Origin of the sequence: Blautia hominis, from assembly GCA_002270465.1 — a bacterium.
GTDB classification, from domain to species: Bacteria; Bacillota; Clostridia; order Lachnospirales; family Lachnospiraceae; genus Blautia; species Blautia hominis.
In genome coordinates this window covers 1-18,655 of record NQOF01000015.1, presented here as the reverse complement: position 1 = coordinate 18,655, position 18,655 = coordinate 1, and the positions used below count along the sequence as shown (strand labels likewise).

Sequence of the window (18,655 nt, the reverse complement as noted above, 5' to 3'; positions counted from 1 at the left end):
ACCTGGGAAAAATATATCCAACTTCAACAAATCATTCATTATCATTTACCGCCTTTATTTGATACCAACATTTTATCACAGAAATAAATCCATCGGAAGTAAAAAACGGATAATTGCGGAAGAACCCGCATCTGTCGGAATATACAATTGGTTATACTCAAGGTAGAGAACGTCTTTGACAATTGTTGCAAACGCAAAAACGATAGAAAAAATAAGTAAAATTATTATAATTAACTGAATTGCCAAGGCGAGAATATCACCTTGGGGTGTATCCTCACCTATTTTTTGTGCAGCATATGCTGCTATCGGGATAATTATAGCACCCAATATTTTAATTGATTTTTTCAAAGGTGTCAAATAGTCACATTGGATTTGAGCGGCCTTAGCTTCAGATATTAGCATATCAATTAAGTCCATGTTTTTTACATCGATTTTGTAATTCTCAAGAACTTGGATTACCATTCTCATTTGTTTTTGAGAATAAGGAGAGTAATGTTGTTTTAACATTTTCTCAAGGTTGCGACGTTACAGAAGCCTGTATTCTCACAACCGGCAACCATCCAGTCAATATCTTCTCCAGAACCCATTCTTCTTCAGAGAAGGAATGCAAATCAGTAAATAGTATAACTTTTGATGCCATAGAACGGGGGTGGCACTTTTTAACAAAGCCACACTTGCAATGGATCGTGGCTATCAAGTGTATTTTTTCTATGCGATACAACAATCCATGGAAAAGTAGGGGTTATGTACTGCCAGAATTTGAAGTGTTTTAAAGGATAGGAACTTTTGTTATATTATAAGTACCTAAAGCAAGTGGAAATTTTTTTTAGAATACTTTATTATAAATGTGGGATAAAAAATTAGTATGTATCATCTTTTGTGCAAAAGCAAGAAATTTGGTTAGATAAATAAGGTGATAATAATAGAGAGAAAATCATGCTCAGTGAACTTTAGATAACAGCCTATATTGCGGCACTAGTATTCAATAGGAAAAGCTGAATTTAAGCATAAAACAAGAACTGAGGTCAAATTACTTCCTTGCCAAATATATAATAAGTAAGCAAAGTAATAAAAGAAAATCAGTGTGGGTGATGTAGATAAAACCATTGTATTTTTACACGAAAATAAGAAAAAAAGAGGAGGAAAATGTAAGTGGAAAATAACACTATTCAAATTAACTTTGAATTGTACCCATTTAACACCCCGCAGGAATATACAAATGGAACAGAGTATTTAAGTTGTTTTTATAGCAACCTTTTTATGTTTCTAAAAGCATGTGGAAATAAAAATATTGATAAATATATTGCAAATAATATTTTTTACTATGGGTATCGACCAGAGAAGACAGATTTAAGATATAAATATGAGGTGCAGTATTTCCCTTATAAAAATGTACATACATTGTATAAAGAATCTGGAATAGAAATTCTGGAAAAATGCATTGAACCAAATGAAGTGATGAAACATATAATAAACTCGCTAATAAATAATACACCAATAATGGTCAACATGGACTTGTATTTTTTGTCATACCGACCAGATAGATTTATGAAAGTACATACAAATCATTATGCAATGATATATGGTTATAATCATAAGATGAAAAAATTATATATCATAGATAACCCTGATAATAAAAAGTATTATAAGTGTATTATGGATCAAAATGATTTTATTCAAGCTTTTAAAAGTGCATATAATCCCAATGTGAATAATCTTTTTCAATATATAAATATTGGAAATGAGTCGAATAACTATACTTTGGATAAGTGTAAGGGTATTTTTTTGAATAATATAAAAAAATGTTATACTGATATTTATCAGTCTATTGGTAATATAGATAGACTAATCGATGAATTTACATATATAACACAAGATAAAGATACATGGGATCAATATAAAGAAAACTTGTTTTACTTAATGCATTATCATATTTTAAATAAAAAGAAATCACAATTGTATGCGTTTTATCATTTATTAGGAAATAGTTTATACGTAGTAGCATTGAAGGATATTGTTAATCTCTGGGAAGAAGTAAGGAATATCTGTTCATATTACTATATGCAAAGGAAATATAAAAAAGAATCTATATATAAAGGAATAGAAAATATGAGGTTAATTAAAAAATTAGAAGAAAAATTTTGGAAAAAGTTTAGAGAATACATAGGATAAAATGAAAAGAATGGAACGGATAGGTTATGAAAAAATACAGAGATTTATTATGCAAAGTATTGGTGTGGATGGAAAAACAGAATTAAAAATCATGGATTTAGGAGTTGATTCTCTTTCTTATGTGCAATTAATAGTATTATTAGAGAATGAATATAACATTGAGTTTGAATTGGAGGATTTGGCAATAAACAATACAGTTACTATTAATGATTTAGTAGAAAAAGTATTAAACATAATTAATAAATGAATTAAACAATACAGCGTTGGAAATATATTCAACACTGTATTGTTTTACATATTAACCTTTTTTCTGTATTCATTAGGAGAAATGCCGAAATTATCAGTGAATGTTTTTATGAAATAAGATTCATAATTATAACCGCAGGAGATAGATATTTCAGACAATGTTAAGTTTGTGTGACTAAGAGTTTCTTTTGCTACTTTTAATCTATAATTATTAAGGTATTGAATAAGAGTCATACCGGTTTTTTGTTTACACATATTATTTAGTGTTGTACGATTTACACCAACATGTTTACTAATACCCTCAAGTGTTAACCCAAGATTATAATTACTCTGAATGTATTCAAGTGCATAATCAATAGGTTTCTTTTTTAAGATTTGGTCGTTACAAAGTACCAAAAATAAATCTTCCATAAAAAAAAGAATTTGTAAAAGATATTTTCTGGCTCGGCATGTCCAACGTCCATCACTTTGAGATAAGCACTCTATGCCAATCATAGACATCCAAGAATTTATTTGCAGTGCAGAAGGTGCATCTAAAGACAACAAACCATGATACTTGGTAGTTCTTCGTAGAAAAACATCAATTAAATTTCGATCATGAATTACTTCTATATTTTCAAATGTATTATGAAATATTGCTTCTTCGGTCAAACTGCTATTTATAAACGCAGGATGAAAAATAAATGTTTTTGCGGCGTAATTACCAGTACTTTTAATTGTAATATCATCAGAATCATTCAAAAAAAAGATAAATGGAGCTGTAATATTATAATTATATTGATTAAGTGAAAATTCCCATGTTCCATCAGTAACTAAAGTCATTGTCAAAAATTTGGGAGTCGGGTAGTTTTGAAAAGATTCCTTGGCAAAAAAATCAATATAAATCATATTCCCCGTATAACGTCTGTCTTTAATCATTTTTATTTTACCTCATTATAATTATAAAGAAAAAATAATATTTTTTCAAGATATTTTGCAGAATATATAATAAAATTTTGCAGATACTTTAATGACAATTTTGCTTATTGAATTTAAAATTTGTATAAGGATTAAATTAGTATAGATTTTTAGTCTTGCTTACTGTAGCAGCGTCCTCCTGGTGCTTCCCGGCCTGTTAGAATAAAATTAAGAAACCGGAAAAATTGGATGAAACAATCTGGTGGCTACTTACCGATGAACAAGTTTTGCTCCAGAACAGACCGTTAAGAACATTAACTTTAGTTATAAGGTAAGCAACTGGAGTCTTAAAGTTTTAGTGAAAGAAATCAAGAAATAAGGTATCGCTGACCAGATTTCAAAGAAATCGGTGAGCCATTTTTTAAAAATGAGGTAAATTTACAGCTCTATGAGATTCGCTATTGTCTAGATTCAATCGAAAAGTCAAAGAAGCCGGTTGTTTTCGCCAAAAGAATGTACAAAATCTGCGGAATGTACCAAGCGATAAACGAGTTGGAGGAGCAGGGGACTAACGTTGTTTCCACGGATGAAATAGCAAAGATCCAGACCTTGGAACATAAATATCTGGACAAGCTCCCGATGCTAAGTACAACCGCAAAAATGGAAATTGAGCACATATACCATGGTAAGTGATTTACTTTTTAATATATCCAATTTCCTTTTTTCCAAGCTTATCCTCCAAGCCGCAAGCTTTGGCAATGGTCGGATTAGAGTTTTGATTTATGGTTCAATTGGGCTGACAGAAGTTGCTGGTAGGTATTAAGGATAGCTGGATTATCCAGCGACGTACAGGTGAAAAATTGCTGCATAGACCGGACCTATTTCTCAAATGCAAGGCGATGGGTTCAATAGGTTTTAAGTTCAAAAAAACGGAGTAGGCCATTAACAAAAGCTGAGAAATGGTTTCTCTATTGTTTAGAGGAAAAGGCACAATCGTATTGGCGCAGGTATGGATTTAAGAGCCTTTCGATATCCGGTGTACTGCTGGGTCAATTGCCCACTATTCTAATAACCGTTGGTCATATGTTGTGTTTGGTATTATAATATTGCTTCTTTTTATTATATCACATATGGGCAGACTGTCCGAAAACTAGAGGGCTAAAATAGAGAAGCTAATATCGTGGTTATTCCATCCATGAGGATGCTTAACATATAAACTTGTACCTTGAAAACTGAATAAAATACACAAAAGCCGAGCCTTTTCTTTTTATATATAATAATAAAGACATTAAGATTACTATATATAGAGGTGAATGTTATGCCATATGTAATGACTTTTGACAGGAATCAGGTTAGGATGTGCTCTTGGGATTCTTTTGTAGAACCAGAGAGTATAGCGAGACTGATTGATGCCTTTGTAGACAGCCTAGATATAAAAAAATACGTGGCAAAAGAAGTTTCAAAAAGAAGGCAGGCCAATGTATGACCCAAAAGCAATGTACAAGCTGTACATATATGGCAGCCGAAAAGGCATCCGTTCTTCCAGAAAACTGGCGGAGAGCTGCCGGGTGAATATAGAGGTACAGTGGATGACCGGCGGGGTCAGGCCGGATTTCCGCAAGGATAACATTGACAATCTGAAGAAGATATTCCATGAATTTAACCGCAGGCTGGGTGGCGCAGTGGAATGGGGATTTTCTTCTATTGACGGCAGTTCAGTGTTGTTCAGGTAAACCCATATGCTGTAAAGCAGACGAAGGAGGTCGAAGATAACAGTCATCTCAAAGATGATACGAAGGATCCCAAGGTCATTGCAAACCTTGTTAAGGATGGCAACTTTGGAATGCCATACCTGCCAGAAAAGCTATATGCGGAACTTCGCAGGTTATCGATGTTCAGAGACCAGTTAAATGAAGACCGGATCCGCTTCCTGAACCGTATGCACAGGGAGATGAAGATCTATTTTCCAGAATACAAGGACGCTTCGGAAAGATCGATGGTGCATTCTGCCTGGAAGTGCTGAAGCAGGCACCGTTCCCGGCGGATTTGATCAGACTTGGATGTGATGGGATAAGATAAATCTGGCATGATGCGAAACTAAGAGGGCGCGGTTATAGCAGAGCCGGGGAGATCTTACGGTATGCAAGAGAAAGCGTAGGGATCAGAGATGGAGCAGGCGCTGGTAAAACAGCCGTAAAGTGGTTCGTCGAGAAGATACTGGAACTGGATGAACGGGTTTCCGATATAGAGGGTTAAATAAGACAGAAATGTCAGGAAATCCCTCATGCAGAAAATATCCTTGAAATATCAGGGCTGGGAGAAAACACTCTTTCTGGAATACTAGCCGAAATGGGAGATATATCAAGATTCGATGATGTGAAGGAAATACAGAAATTAAGTGGATTAGGTCTGGTTGCCTGCAGTTCAGGCAAGCACAAAGGAGAAAGCAGGATAAGCCATAGAGGACACAAACGGCTTAGGTATTGGCTGTTCCAGGCGTCCAGATCGGTGGTGGCCCATGCGGAGGAATTCAAGGAACTCCACGTGTATTATACGACGAGGAGAGAAAATCCGCTCAAGAAGAAGCAGTCTCTGATAGTAATAGCATGCAAGCTGCTGAGGATAATCTATACAATTCTGACAAAGGGAACGAAATATGATCCGAAAAAGATGTTAAAGGACATAAGACGCCCGGAACACCAGGAAGCATTAGCAGCCTGAGTCAACCCAACCGCCTGCACCATAATTCCAGAGCCCTGCTGGGTTCCAGAGGATTTTGAAACCGAGCAGAGCTCTGGAAAGAAACCCGAAAACGATGGAGTGCGGGAAGCGCTGCATCAGGAACAGGACCAGCTGAGTGAAACAGGGTAAAGCGTCCACGGAATAACCGTATCCTGCAAAACAAAGAGGTCAGTAAAATCCAAACAAACAAGAGCTGTAGCCGACAGTAGTTCCCTCCGTAGGGCAAGACCCTGTTTGAAAGCTTAGCCGACACTCGGTGTATGAACAGGTGGGACGAAGGAAGTTGGGACATGATCCCATTAGACACGGAAGGTTCACCATCATAGTTAACAGAGGAATGATAGCCTTTATAGAGCGAACCAATAGGATGCTTTATTGGCTGTACCTATTTTTAACTATTCAGTACAGGATACAATGACTGTCATACACATTTAGCTCTGTTTATAGAGGTGACTATTTAAAGAAAAGCCTGAAAAATCAACGATTTAGGGCTTGACATTATAGGAAGAGATGGATGAGCATGAGGATCTGGAAGACCCCCCGGAAACGCTTACCAGAGAGGTGGTCGAGGCAAAACTCAATGAGGCGTAGGAACGTCTGGCGAGATATGAATCTTACCAGAAACTGATGGAAGAAAGGGGGGTGTCCCAGTTGTCATTAATAGATGCGGATGCAAGGCTTATGAAAAATAAAAATGGCTTTGCAGTAGCATATAACCCGCAGACAGCAGTAGATTCTGAAATACAACTGATTCGGGATTTTGAAATGACGAACCAGGTGACAGACCATGGGCTGTTAAGCCCGACGATGGAAGGGAGCCGGGAGGAAGCCCCGGATGGGGTCCTGGAAGCAGTAACAGACAAAGGCTATCAAAATACGGAAGATATGGCCAGATGCCTTGAGGACGGGATCATACCACACGTGATCATGGAAGACGGAAAAGACGGATATGAAATTGAGATCCCTTATGGGGAAGCAGAAGCGGATACAGGCAGTACCAAGCGGGAGGAATTGAAGAAAAGACTCCATGCAGGAAAAGTACCAGAGGCATATAAGGATGTCATTGCTGATATGAGGGTGGAAGAAGTCCTCCGGAAAGTGAAGGAGGAACCGGAAGGGACAGAAAAACCAAAGCCCATATATGGGACAGCGGAAGAAATGCAGGAGCGGGCGAAAGCGGGATATTTTGTAAGGGACCCTGAGAGGAACCTGGTGTACTGCCCTGGCGGGGAGAACCTGAGGCAGAAATGCATTAAGAAAAACGGTAATATCCGGTATGACAATAAGAATGCCTGCAGGCACTGCAAAAACAGGAACAAGTGTTATAAGGGAAAAGGTGAATGGAAAGAGATAGATTTTACAAAAGACAAACTTGAGAAGCCATGTAAAGAATGGATGGAGGCAGAGGGGAAGGAATGCGCCCCCCAGGCACCTGAAAAAGCCCATTATGAAAAGGTGAAGGTTATAAAATTTTTGCTGAAGCCAAATCGGGAAAAGATGTCGCAGAGGATGTGCTTGTCAGAGCATCCGTTTGGGACGATAAAAAGAGCGATGGGAGCCACCCACTTCCTGTTGAGGGGATTGTGGAAGGTGGTAGGTGAATTTGCGCTCTTTTGTCTGGGCTATAACCCGGAAAGGGCCCAAAACCTTTTGGGATTCGGAAAAATGATGGAATTGATGGCGGCAGCATAAGCCCCGTTTTCTTCAAATGTGTATTTTATTCAGTTTTCAATGGCACATGTGTAGAAAGGGGCTATTATTATGCTCAAAAATAAAGTTTTCGGACAGTCTGTGGGGGGGCAATTTAAGAAAACTACTGAAAATTCGTTGTAGTACTAGCATAACGAGCTGGCTTATTAGTTATGATACGCCATTGACATTGCGATTAAAAAAAATAAAATAATCCGAGCACGGTATTCGGAAATCGCGCTTAAGGAAAAAGTGGAAGGAGTAGTAAAACTATGAAAAAAAAAAGTAGAATATATTATAAAATTTTTATTAAAGGTTTGAAATGGTTTTATTTATTTATGATAATTGGTATTTTATTATGTGTAATTATTTTCTTTAAGGTAAAAATTGATGGAACATGTCTGTGGCTGAAAATATGGCAAGGATAGGAGATGATATCGATGAAAAAATATAATATAAAAAATGCTATAAATTTCTTGGGAAAATATGTACATCCATATAAGGCACATTTTGTTGCATTTTATATGGGATGGTTAGTAGAAACAATAATTGCTGTGTTACTACCAAAATTGTTTGGAATTATGCTTGACCAAATTATTTACCAAAAAGATATAAAAGATTTTATTAAAGTTAGTGGATGTGTTGTGTTTTTAGTTTTATATTCTTGTCTTTTGTATTATTGGCTTTATGCACAGCACCATTATTTAATGATCATGTTTACTTTTCAAATTAAAATTGATGTTTTTGAGAAATTTTTAAAAATAAATTTAGTCAATCAAAAAAAACTGAAAATAGGAGAAATAATGGCTATAATCCAGGAATATCCAGCAGAATGTATGCATTTTTTAATTCGTGGTATAGTTCATCAGATTAATAATTTCATCATTATAATATTTCTTGTGGCCTTCTGTTTTAAGATTCATTGTATAGTAGGTATTATGATGGTACTACTTTCTGGTATATGTGGGAGCATAACTATTTTTTTTGGGAAAAGGAGTAAAACTGCCTCTATAATTCAAAAAGAAGAATATGGAAAGTATATAAGTTGGTTATATGAGTCAATAGAAAATTTTTTTTCAATACGTTTGTTGAGTATGCAAAAATCAATCAAAAAAAATTTTGATGAATTTTCAACAAAAATATTATTTCAAAGAGAACGTATGAATTTATATAATATATATTCAGAACAGATTATAAAAGGGATATTTTTGATTTCTCAACTATGTATATTTGCTATAACTAGTTATTTGATAAAAAAAGGTATAATTACAATTGGTACTTTTACTGTTCTTATGGCGTATTTTACAAAATTAACAAATGTTATAATTGATATAAACCAAAACTGGAATGATGCACAGACAAGAGTGGGATATATTTGGAAGATAGATGAATTTATGCAGTGTTCAGATGAAATTGATAATAAAGGTATGCATATAGAACCTTGTATTGGAGAAATTCAAATTAATCATATGGATTTTATGTATGATTCTAATAAAATTTATAGTGATTTTTCCTTACATATAAAACCGGGTGAGAAAGTTGCAATAATAGGAAAGAGTGGTATTGGTAAATCAACTCTTGTAGATTTACTGACAGGAATGATAAAAGTAGATAAAGGGGAAATAAAAATAGATGGAGTAGAAATAGAGGAATATTCGTTAAAGTCGTTAAGAAAAAAAATTGGAATTATGTTTCAGGATTCATTTGTTCTGGAAGGAAGCCTAAAAGAGAATCTTTTATTGGCAAATACTAAGGCCTCTGATTTAGAGTTATATCAGGCAATTAAAAATGCTGGATTAGATGCTTTTGTAAAAAAGCTCCAGGCGGGAATGGATACACAAATCAGAGAAATTTTGTCAGGGGGGCAGCGTCAAAGGATAGCATTGGCTCAACTTTGTTTACAAAACCCAAATATTATTATTTTAGATGAGCCTACATCTGCATTAGATGCAGAAGCAGAAATAGAAATTATTTCTAAATGGATGAAAATTTTTAAAGGAAAAACGATGGTGATTATTACTCATAGGAACAATGTGGCGAAGTTGTGTGATAGGATTGTAAGGATTGGTGAAGATTATGAAAAGGACAATAAGGCTTAGAAAAGATATATATATGTATTTAATAAATTGTTTAGGAAAACAAAAAAGGGTGATACTAATTTATGTACTGATACTATTGCTGGTAATGAGTATTGAAATTCTCACACCTCAACTTTATAATAATTTTATTGACCATGTACTTTTGCAGGGGGAAGTACAAAATTTTTTAACTATTGTTCTTGAGTATTTTGCATTATTTATTCTTGGTTGCATGGGAAATATAACAGCATGTATCTTAATAAATAAATTAAGAAATACTTTAGAATATAAGTTACGCAAGCAAGCATTAGAGAAAGTTATTTATCCAAAAAGAGAGAGTATTTCAACAAAAGAGATAGGAGATATAAAATGGAAAATAGATAATGATATTTGTAAATTGTCTGAGTTTTTGCAAGAACAGTTTGCGAGTTTTGAAATGAATATTTTACTAATGTTAGCCTCAGCTATATGTCTTGTCTTCCTGAATTGGGAGTTGGCATTAATAGGTATCTTTGCAATTCCGGTTACACTTTGGTTGGACTATAAAATAAGTAAGAAAGAGAATATATTAAACGAAAAAAATCGTCAAAATGATAGCAACATGTCTACATGGTTATATTCAGTAGTAATTGGATGGAAGAAGTTAAAAATGTTAGGTCAGGAAAAAAATATGGAAAGGCGTTATGTAAGGTTTCAGCATAACTATGCCTTATATAATGCAAAATGGATAAATTATTGGGTTACACGACAATTAATTATTCCTAAATTAAAAAATGAGTTTCTTATGGAATTTGGTGTTTATTTTTTGGGGGGTGTTTTAATTTTAAAAGAAAGAATGTCAGTAGGAAATCTATTGGTATTTATTGTTTATTATCATCTACTGACAAAATCTATGACTATTTTGTCGGCATATCAAGCCTCATTGCAATCTGATATGCCAATTTATCTTCGGGCTATGTCGTGGAATTTGAAGATGAAAGAAGATGAAGGTAATATACATATTTCTACAATCCAGAAAGTTGAATTAAAAAGTCTTGATTTTTATTATGGGGCAGAACGCCATTTCCTTTTTAAAGATATAAATGCAACGATGAATAAAGGGGATTGTATACATATAAAAGGAAAAAGTGGTAGTGGAAAGACTACCCTTGTAAAATTAATGCTTGGGTTAATGGAGGCGAATAGCGGGTGTATAATGATAAATGAGAGACAGATTTCAGAAGTGGACTTGATAAGTTACTATAAAAGGGTTTCGGGATGTTTACAAAACACCTATTTATTTAATACTTCTATTAAAGAAAACTTGTTATATGCTGCACAAAATGCTTCAGAAGATGAATTAAGAAAGGCATGTGCAAGAGCACATGTGTTGGAGGAAATCTTAAAAATGCCAGATGGATTTGACACTATTGTAGGAGATAGAGGTAATCGTTTATCTGGAGGGCAGTGTCAAAGAATACTTTTGGCAAGAGCTTTCTTAAAGAATGCAGATATATATTTTTTCGATGAAGTAACAAGTGCGTTAGATAAAAATACTTCAATTTTAATTTTGAATGAAATAAAGAAAATAGCAAAAAGAAAAATTGTTTTTCTAGTTTCACATGATGAATATGCGGAAAAAATATGTAATAAATATATTTGTATATAATAAAATTTTTTCGCTTTTCTCGTTATCCTAATATAGAAAGTATTTAATCAAACTGCCTGCAGGTGCATTCTGCGCTCTCGGGCGGCCACTGATGCGTTTTTCAATGGCCGCATATAATTACTGGTTTTCTTTCGCTTTTATCATGATCGTATAATGTCTGGTTGCACGTTTTAAAATAGAATTCGCTGATACTTCATCGTTCAGTATCATTGCTGTCCAGTGGTCAGGGTCACGTTGTGAGCAGACAATCGTACTACGGTTTTGTTCATTGCGCTTCTCCAGAAGTTCAAAGAGGATCTTTACTTCTTTTTCATCTGTAATGGTGTGCAGTAAGAAATCATCCAGTATGATTGTATATTACGGTGAAAATGTACCCCTGTTCAGGAGGAACGGATACCGAGAGTCCGGAACGGGGATACTACACTTAATTGATTGTTACTTGCGAGTTTACTCGCTTAATGCAGGATCTAATCCATATACTTCCCGCATGGCTCTGTAATTCGCTGGGTCTGTCGGGATGATGTTGATTTTGTATGCATCATGTTTGATGCGATCCAGGATCGCTTCCGATAGGGGACTGTCGTCACCACCCAGCTGATCATGCCAGCCATTGGAATCATACTGGGAACAAAAAATGGTTGATGACTTCCTGCGTCTCCTATGGAGAAGTTCCAGAATGTCATGCTGTTCAGATTCGGTGGGCTTCAATAGGAGCCATTCATCGATGATCAACAGAACCGGATTGGCATATTTCCCCTGGACTTTCTTGTATGTGCCGTCATTACGTGCCATCTCTAGTTCAAGGAGCAAATCTGGAAGCCGGACATATTTCGTCTTGTAGCGCTGCTTACATGCTTCCATCCCGAATGCACAGGCCAGATATGTCTTTTCACTCCCAGTAGCACCTGTGATAAAAAGATTCCTGTGTTCTGTAATATATTCACAAGTTGCAAGCCGCTCGATCAAAGAACGGTTCAGCTTGCGCCCGAAAGAATAGTTGATATCGCCAATGTATGCATCCGACTGGTCAAACCCGGCATTTTGGATCAGGCGTTTCAGGCTGTTGCTCTTACGGTTACTGTATTCGATGTCCACAAGCATCCCGAAACGGTCCTCAAAAGGGATTTCTTTCATCTTAGGGTCTGCCATCTGGGTGTGGAATGCATCTGACATAGAAGTCAGGCGCATCTCAATGAGTTTATCTATGGTGCTTTGTGTCGTCATGATTCCTTACCTCCTATAGTAATCAGCGCCTCTTGTAAGCGCATGGCTGCTCTTTCCTAAATCGGTATAGTTACTTGTTGCCGCCCCTTTGTAGGCAAGAAGAACCGCTTGCCGGCAGCATTCCTCCAATGCCGTATTGCTGTACTTTTTTGTGAAATTGAGAATACCAAGATACATACGATAGGTCTGGACCTCATATTTTCTTGAACGCAGGACCGACCGGATAACTGCTTCGGTATACTCGCCTACAAGAACTGCCTTTTTGATAAAATACTCTGCATTCCATTGGGAAAACCCTTTATAGCTATCAGGAAGATGCTCCGGGTCGGTCATCCACTGACCTTTGGAAGTTGCCCGCGGCCATTCACAGATCAGATCACCGGCAAGGGAATAAGTGCGGACAGTTGTGGAAGTTGATCTGACAGATACTTTCTTATGCAGGTATGCTTTGTCTACGCTGTAGTATGCATTATCAAAGCGGATATGGAAATCACTGGAAACGATTGCCGTCCTTCGTTCCATATATTCGTATTCTGCAGAAGGAAGCGGCAATAATTCGTGCTTTTCTTCTTCCCAATAGTAGTATCTGCTGTGTTCCTTTTTCTTAAAAGACGCCCGGTTAAGCTTATCCAACTCGGACCAGAGGTCCTGGTTGAATTGCTCCAGGTCGAAGTACTGTCTATCCTCTAAGGTGTGGAAAAAACCTTTTTCAAGGATACCGACTGCATTTTCTATGGAGCTCTTGAACTTTGGTTTCTTAACTTTTGCCGGCAGTATAACCGTTCTATTATGTTCGGCCCATTCAGCATAGTCCTTGTTCAGTTCCGGATCAATCCAGTCTTTGTTGGTGATTACGGCCTGCTTGCAATTATCACAGACACATAAAGTAGGGACTCCGCCAAAATAGGAAAGTGCATGATTGTTTACATCGATTCACTGCGGCTCCTTTGTAGAGACCTTTCCTTCTGCATAAATGTATTGCGAATAGGGAAGAACCGCCACGAAAACAACAATGGTTATCATTTCGCCGGTAAGAGGGTCGGTCATATAAAAAGTCTTGCCAGCGAAGTCGACTTCCATTTTCTGCCCTATGACCGCATCAAAATGTGCGGTTTCATAGTTATCCGCACACCAGCGGGCATAGTGTTCACAAAACTGCCGGTATTGGTAAAAGCGCTTATCCTCAGCTATACATTTTTGCTTATAACGATTCCAGATAAACACAAGAGTTATGTTTTTTCTGGTTGTCATCAGCCGGAAAGCCTCTTGGAAGTCAGGCAGTTCAATATCCTGATTGCGCCCAGCATTTCCTGGCAGTCCTTCGTAAATTGCCTGTGCGGATACCATAGTTTGTGATCCATGTTGGCAATGGGTACTGTAACGTACCGCATCTTTCAAAAGCTCTCAGGAATTCATTGACTCCTGACTTACTTACACGGAGCTGCCTGGCTATTTCCCGCCTAGACAAATTCAGTGCATAACGTTTGATAATGATATCCTTATAATCCAGCATACATTATCCTCCTCATGATGTATTTGCCATTAAAATAGCTATCATCATTATGAAATATACTGCTGGATATGGAAAAGTTCTACTGGCCGTTTAGCTTCGCATTGCGGCCGTTTTGCTCCGCAAAACCGGCCACTGGCTCACGCAATATGCACTGCAGGGAATCAGATTTGTGACCATCTTTTTTTGTAGATATAAAAGGCACTTCGGCGATAGCTTCTCCAGACGATGATTTAGTGTATCATAATGAGACATTTTGTCCAGATGCTGGTTCCCCGACAGAATGCGGAGCTTACAATACCGTTTTAATCCCTCTCTCGCACAGAGTGTTGACCACATATATTTTATAGAATCTCCATATATCTCAAATCCGTCTGTGAGTATGTGACATAACGCTGGTTTCTTGAATCATCCATGCCCATGATCCACTCCTTTAAAGAATGGAAAAAATGATTTGTAACCATCATGAGATTAACAATCCTCCGGTCCTGTTTCGTTTGTGTTGTTGCTTTCTTGGGCTGTCCACCGACTGCTCTCATGCCATGACGGAAACAAATCTCAAGTTTTGCCTCCGCTTTGTTTAAGTTTAGGGTTTATGGTAACTCACCGGCAATCATTGCCCTGACAGTATGATTATCCACAATCTTTTTATTCCTCTGCGCAGCTTTCATCAGGCAGTGGCTACACACCTTATTGATTGTACGCGGAGTACCGGCTGAATACTGATAGATTTCCTCATCGCTTTGTCAGTAAAGATATCCTGTGCTCCGTCAGTGTATTTCAGATGCGGCTATATGTATTCTTCGCTTTGAGAACGGTCGTATTGCAGAATCTCACACTTTAGGTCAATGCGTTGCCGGATGGCTGCATAACGCCGAAGCTTCAGCTTATCCCACAATTCATTCTGGCCGACTAGGATCAGTCCCATAGGGTTTATGGGATCCATCTTGTAATTTAAAAGAAAGCGGATTTCTTCCAGAGTTTCCTTTGCCAGCAGCTCCTTATAAAACCATCGTGGGGGTAGCTTGGAATCTGACAGGTACAAGACCATATACTGGTCTTTATCTAGTTTTGTGGTAAAGCGGTGCAATGTCGTTGTTTTGCCACAGCCCACATCGGCGGTGACCACGCCACACAGAGTTCTGCGGAGGTAAAGTTCAGTGGATGGCTATCTGTACAAAGGCTGTTTCCGGAGCGGTTCCATGTAAGGAGTGGTGAACACTTTTATGATAGCATTCATTGATCCAGAAATCCAACAGGCAGTCCAGTTCTTCTAAGGTCTGTGGTTTCTCCAGTGCTACTTCTGACAGGAAAGAATCCCCCGGCGGTTGAAGGCTTCTACTTTGCCTTTACCTTCCAGATGGTAGGACTTTGCATGAAGCCGGATATCCAGACAGCTGCAGGTTTTAGCTAGCAACTCTCTGCGGTATTGCTTTCCATTATTTACGTAGATCGCCGAAGGTTTCCCGAAACGAATGACTGCCATGCGGAGCGTATCTTCAATGATGTCCACCTTTTGATCATCATAGAACTTTGTGGCAACGATGTATCGGGTGGCATCGTCGATGAACACGGACAAGTATACTTGTTTTGATTCTTTGTCTTTCCCGATTGGAAGATAGGGACTGTATTTAATGTCTCCTTGATAGAGATTACACCAGTGCTGTTTCTGGAACCGGCGTGCTGCTGTCCCCTACTTTGTATATAGCTTAATCTGCTTTGTTCCGTAGCCCTTTGCCTGCATATGACGCTGGAGTGTGAAACGGTTTATAAGGCTCCGGGCGCACTCTCTCTTCCAATTCCAGTATCCGGATGATATCGTTGATACTGCGGTTTGGGCACTCCCGACGTAGTACAATGGCTTTGTCCAGAAGTTCAGGTAAATCCGGTGGTAGCTTAAACTCTTTTGGGTGGTAAAGAGTTTTAGGCTTCAATCCGGAAAAGCATTCTATCAGATATGTGTCTAGATATCTGCTGATGGTATGGTAGGAAATATTTTCTCGGTCACATATTTTTTCTTTAGCACTACAGTCTGCTGATAATCCACTCCAGACTCCATAATGATGCGATTAGCTGCAGGCGGGACTCTGCTGTCTCTTTCGGATCCAATTAAGCCAGCCAGTTTTTGGTTGGTGTTGTTTGATCTTTTCGAGCAGTGAGATTTTGCCAAGAAGGTTCCACGATGTTCCTTTTTCCTGCCCCCATATGGAGAGCGGTGTACTTTTCACGCTTGAAAGTGCTTTGGCAAAAGAGAGTATCCAACGTCGTATGGTGGAATCTTCTGTTGGACATTTTTTTACTTTCTATTTAGTACATCTTGGAGCGTACCGGTGTAGTAGTGACGCAATGGGTGGATGAAATCCGGGAGTTCTGTATGCGGCCTGTTGCAGTCTTTGCATTTAAGCCTACGGATCTGGGAATTCCGGCTGACCAGCTGTCCTCCGCATTGTGGGCAGGAATATTTCTCATTGCTCCTTGAAAAACACACCCGTGTTCTTACTGAAACTCAATTCATATTGTGATACTATGATCATGTTTTATGAGAATATCACGATACGAGATCAATCTTTGGTAGGAGAGATATCGTTCGTGGTGCTTTTTCTTTCACCTCGATACCAGTTAGTCGCTGGTATTATACCGATATCTTGTGGACAAGGCAAGAGAGTAATACCATCTGTTCGTGGACAACGGCACAGAGCAGTGAAAGGACAAAAAACCGTGGCTAAAACACTTTCGCTCTCAATTTTCCCGTTTTCTCATACATAAAACCTTCAGCGCGATAAATTTATTACCTACATTTTTAACGCACAGAAGGTTATCCTGTATAGAATCTAGTTATTTTATTGCGAAAATTTTTTATTTCTTAATGCTGGAAAAGAACCTATTTAACGGTTACTTTCTGTTCTATAGAAAGAGTATTTTATCCCTTTGTTTTTTGACTATGCCAAATAAGGGGTAGGCTTTTCTATTAAACTTCTATTATGTCTCAGCAGTTTATAAAAATTATAATCGCCTATTTTGCGCTAGAAGAATGTACGGGAGCGCAGGTGACCAAATAGCGGAATGTTATTTACATGATATTTCCTCAGCAGGACTGGGGGAATGCCTTCTACAGCATTCCATTTACGGGCAAGTTGGATATAATGGATAATTTAATCAGATACTTTGTGCGTTCCGCCATATTAGACAGCATAATCCTTCTTTTGCGGTTAACCTTTGTATTTATCTTTAAAAGGGCAATTATTACAGCGCCTGGGAGAATAAGGCTCTATATATTCCGGTTTTGGGATAATACGTGGTTTTTTGTAATATGTCTAATTGGGCAGCTGATTACTTGTTTTCCATCCCCAGAAAATATAAAGCCTGTAAAAATCGGTATCGTTGTTTTTTCGGTGAGCGTAGTCGTAATTAGTTCCGGGTTTTTAGATTCATCAAGCTTTTAGTTCTCTTTACTACCGTATGCGCCATATGTGAACATAATCTCTGGTTCCGCATTATTCGGACGGCTGTTCAGATGTTTTTTGCAGAACTCACTGTCATATGGGCATTCTGTTCCTAGTAGCTTCCGGTGATGATAACAGTAAGAATATTATTTGTGTGGAATCTTAGGTATAAAATTTAAAACCATGGCTCATTGAAAAAAAACTAAAAGGTCAGTATTATATATAGAAAATAAATATATTTATTAGGAGAAATAGTGAGAAAAAGAGTAAAAATAGCCAAAAGTAGACAACGATTATATTTTCTTATCAATGGTAAAAAGGGTAACTTTAATCAAGCTCCCTGATGGGTGCAATTTTTTAAATCTATGGATATTGTATGCAGACCTCTTATTCGCGGTTGATTTCTACTTCGTCAGTGAGTATCTTCCAGATGACCTTGACAAGTTTGTCGGAACAGTACCCTAACGCGTTGTAGTGAGTCCGGCCTTCGTCATTCTTGGAATTATAATAAGACTTGAAATTCGCGTTATCCTTTACTACGTTGTGTGCTGCATTCATGAATGCATAACGTAATACACGTGAGCCTCGTTTGGACATCCGGGTTTTCTTAGCCGGATAATTACCAGACTGATAAACAGATGGACCCAATCCGGAAAATGCAAACAATTCACCCGGTGTAGAGAAACGGTGGATGTCCCCGGTCTCACCAATTCAAGCTCTGTATGGAATGACTGCCTATCCAGTAACTCAATCTGCTCAATTGTCTGAGCGCCCACACCGACAGACTCCTGTACGAAAATTCTTAATTCTCTGGCTGTATCTTTACAAAATGGCTATGGGAAACTTATTGGAAAAGATTAGTCATATTATGGAAGCAATAGCATTCGGTGTCGGAGCCTCCTTGAGGAGGGGATAGACAGAACTTTGATGCACACCGGACTTAAGGAAGTGTTGGAGCTCGGAGAAGACCTCATCAAGGCAAGAAGTCCGCTGTATTAAACGGGTA

At 37.7% G+C, this 18,655-nt stretch carries 16 protein-coding genes and 2 pseudogenes; 8 read left to right on the top strand and 10 right to left on the bottom strand.

The genetic code is table 11. The annotated features are described in order from the left end of the window. Positions 1–75: 75 nt before the first annotated feature. Positions 76–507 carry a hypothetical protein gene (locus tag CI595_RS25325; RefSeq protein ID WP_147737773.1) on the bottom strand — a complete coding sequence of 144 codons (432 nt, stop codon included), beginning with the start codon at positions 505–507 and terminating at the stop codon, positions 76–78. 645 nt (positions 508–1,152) lie between these two features. On the opposite strand from CI595_RS25325, the gene CI595_RS25320 reads away from it, so the two are divergent. After that, positions 1,153–2,172: a BtrH N-terminal domain-containing protein gene (locus tag CI595_RS25320; RefSeq protein WP_095176373.1), complete on the top strand. Its 1,020-nt coding sequence runs from the start codon at positions 1,153–1,155 to the stop codon at positions 2,170–2,172. A gap of 1 nt (position 2,173) precedes the next feature. Beyond that, entirely contained in the window at positions 2,174–2,419 is a 246-nt protein-coding gene (locus CI595_RS25315) for an acyl carrier protein (protein WP_095176372.1), read from the top strand. A 44-nt stretch (positions 2,420–2,463) separates the two neighbouring features. Here the strand turns inward: CI595_RS25315 and CI595_RS25310 are convergent, their stop codons facing one another. Then, positions 2,464–3,336 carry a helix-turn-helix domain-containing protein gene (locus tag CI595_RS25310; protein ID WP_095176371.1) on the bottom strand — a complete coding sequence of 291 codons (873 nt, stop codon included), beginning with the start codon at positions 3,334–3,336 and terminating at the stop codon, positions 2,464–2,466. A 1,297-nt stretch (positions 3,337–4,633) separates the two neighbouring features. On the opposite strand from CI595_RS25310, the gene CI595_RS26840 reads away from it, so the two are divergent. The 6 genes and pseudogenes from CI595_RS26840 to CI595_RS25280 all read left to right on the top strand — a co-directional run bounded on the left by CI595_RS26840 (position 4,634) and on the right by CI595_RS25280 (position 11,472). Beyond that, positions 4,634–4,801 (top strand): hypothetical protein, encoded by a 168-nt coding sequence (locus CI595_RS26840; RefSeq protein ID WP_243135272.1) that lies wholly within the window; start codon positions 4,634–4,636, stop codon positions 4,799–4,801. Next, positions 4,794–5,048 (top strand): transposase, encoded by a 255-nt coding sequence (locus tag CI595_RS26835; RefSeq protein ID WP_243135271.1) that lies wholly within the window; start codon positions 4,794–4,796, stop codon positions 5,046–5,048. The genes CI595_RS26840 and CI595_RS26835 overlap by 8 nt, the downstream gene beginning before the upstream one ends. After that, positions 5,033–6,036, top strand: a pseudogene (locus CI595_RS27505) (IS110 family RNA-guided transposase); the annotation flags it as partial. The gene CI595_RS26835 and the pseudogene CI595_RS27505, both read left to right, overlap by 16 nt. Positions 6,037–6,708: 672 nt before the next feature. Then, positions 6,709–7,749: a transposase gene (locus CI595_RS25290; protein WP_243135269.1), complete on the top strand. Its 1,041-nt coding sequence runs from the start codon at positions 6,709–6,711 to the stop codon at positions 7,747–7,749. A gap of 437 nt (positions 7,750–8,186) precedes the next feature. Continuing rightward, a complete protein-coding gene (locus CI595_RS25285; RefSeq protein WP_162291972.1) occupies positions 8,187–9,845 on the top strand; it encodes an ABC transporter ATP-binding protein in 1,659 nt (552 codons plus the stop codon). Then, on the top strand, positions 9,823–11,472 hold the full coding sequence (locus tag CI595_RS25280) for an ABC transporter ATP-binding protein (RefSeq protein ID WP_095176368.1): 1,650 nt from the start codon (positions 9,823–9,825) through the stop codon (positions 11,470–11,472). Before CI595_RS25285 ends, CI595_RS25280 begins: the two co-directional genes overlap by 23 nt. A 117-nt stretch (positions 11,473–11,589) precedes the next feature. Here the strand turns inward: CI595_RS25280 and CI595_RS27265 are convergent, their stop codons facing one another. The 8 genes and pseudogenes from CI595_RS27265 to CI595_RS27260 all read right to left on the bottom strand — a co-directional run bounded on the left by CI595_RS27265 (position 11,590) and on the right by CI595_RS27260 (position 18,315). Next, a complete protein-coding gene (locus tag CI595_RS27265; RefSeq protein WP_279233404.1) occupies positions 11,590–11,817 on the bottom strand; it encodes an ATP-binding protein in 228 nt (75 codons plus the stop codon). A 102-nt stretch (positions 11,818–11,919) separates the two neighbouring features. Continuing rightward, a complete protein-coding gene (locus tag CI595_RS25270; RefSeq protein WP_095176367.1) occupies positions 11,920–12,696 on the bottom strand; it encodes an ATP-binding protein in 777 nt (258 codons plus the stop codon). Between the two features lie 6 nt (positions 12,697–12,702). Beyond that, the gene (locus tag CI595_RS26820; RefSeq protein ID WP_243135268.1) at positions 12,703–13,329 is read right to left on the bottom strand and encodes a Mu transposase domain-containing protein; all 627 of its coding nucleotides are present in this window, start codon (positions 13,327–13,329) and stop codon (positions 12,703–12,705) included. Positions 13,330–13,629: 300 nt separating this feature from the next. Then, positions 13,630–13,947 (bottom strand): hypothetical protein, encoded by a 318-nt coding sequence (locus CI595_RS26815; protein WP_243135267.1) that lies wholly within the window; start codon positions 13,945–13,947, stop codon positions 13,630–13,632. A 31-nt stretch (positions 13,948–13,978) separates the two neighbouring features. Beyond that, a complete protein-coding gene (locus tag CI595_RS26230) occupies positions 13,979–14,209 on the bottom strand; it encodes a hypothetical protein (RefSeq protein WP_147737772.1) in 231 nt (76 codons plus the stop codon). A 1,294-nt stretch (positions 14,210–15,503) separates the two neighbouring features. After that, positions 15,504–15,872, bottom strand: a pseudogene (locus CI595_RS25250) (DDE-type integrase/transposase/recombinase); the annotation flags it as partial. A gap of 630 nt (positions 15,873–16,502) precedes the next feature. After that, positions 16,503–16,694, bottom strand: a complete 192-nt coding sequence (locus CI595_RS27440; protein ID WP_408608212.1) for a DUF6431 domain-containing protein — start codon at positions 16,692–16,694, stop codon at positions 16,503–16,505. A gap of 1,342 nt (positions 16,695–18,036) precedes the next feature. Beyond that, positions 18,037–18,315, bottom strand: coding sequence for a transposase (locus tag CI595_RS27260; protein ID WP_408608211.1), 279 nt, complete (start codon positions 18,313–18,315; stop codon positions 18,037–18,039). Positions 18,316–18,655 lie beyond the last annotated feature (340 nt).

Coding starts and splice junctions, on each gene's coding strand:
- CI595_RS25325 (WP_147737773.1), bottom strand. CDS start 507: ATGTTAAAACAACATTACTCTCCTTATTCTCAAAAACAAATGAGAATG.
- CI595_RS25315 (WP_095176372.1), top strand. CDS start 2,174: ATGAAAAGAATGGAACGGATAGGTTATGAAAAAATACAGAGATTTATT.
- CI595_RS25310 (WP_095176371.1), bottom strand. CDS start 3,336: ATGATTAAAGACAGACGTTATACGGGGAATATGATTTATATTGATTTT.
- CI595_RS26840 (WP_243135272.1), top strand. CDS start 4,634: ATGCCATATGTAATGACTTTTGACAGGAATCAGGTTAGGATGTGCTCT.
- CI595_RS26835 (WP_243135271.1), top strand. CDS start 4,794: ATGTATGACCCAAAAGCAATGTACAAGCTGTACATATATGGCAGCCGA.
- CI595_RS25285 (WP_162291972.1), top strand. CDS start 8,187: ATGAAAAAATATAATATAAAAAATGCTATAAATTTCTTGGGAAAATAT.
- CI595_RS25280 (WP_095176368.1), top strand. CDS start 9,823: ATGAAAAGGACAATAAGGCTTAGAAAAGATATATATATGTATTTAATA.
- CI595_RS25270 (WP_095176367.1), bottom strand. CDS start 12,696: ATGACGACACAAAGCACCATAGATAAACTCATTGAGATGCGCCTGACT.
- CI595_RS26815 (WP_243135267.1), bottom strand. CDS start 13,947: ATGACAACCAGAAAAAACATAACTCTTGTGTTTATCTGGAATCGTTAT.
- CI595_RS26230 (WP_147737772.1), bottom strand. CDS start 14,209: ATGCTGGATTATAAGGATATCATTATCAAACGTTATGCACTGAATTTG.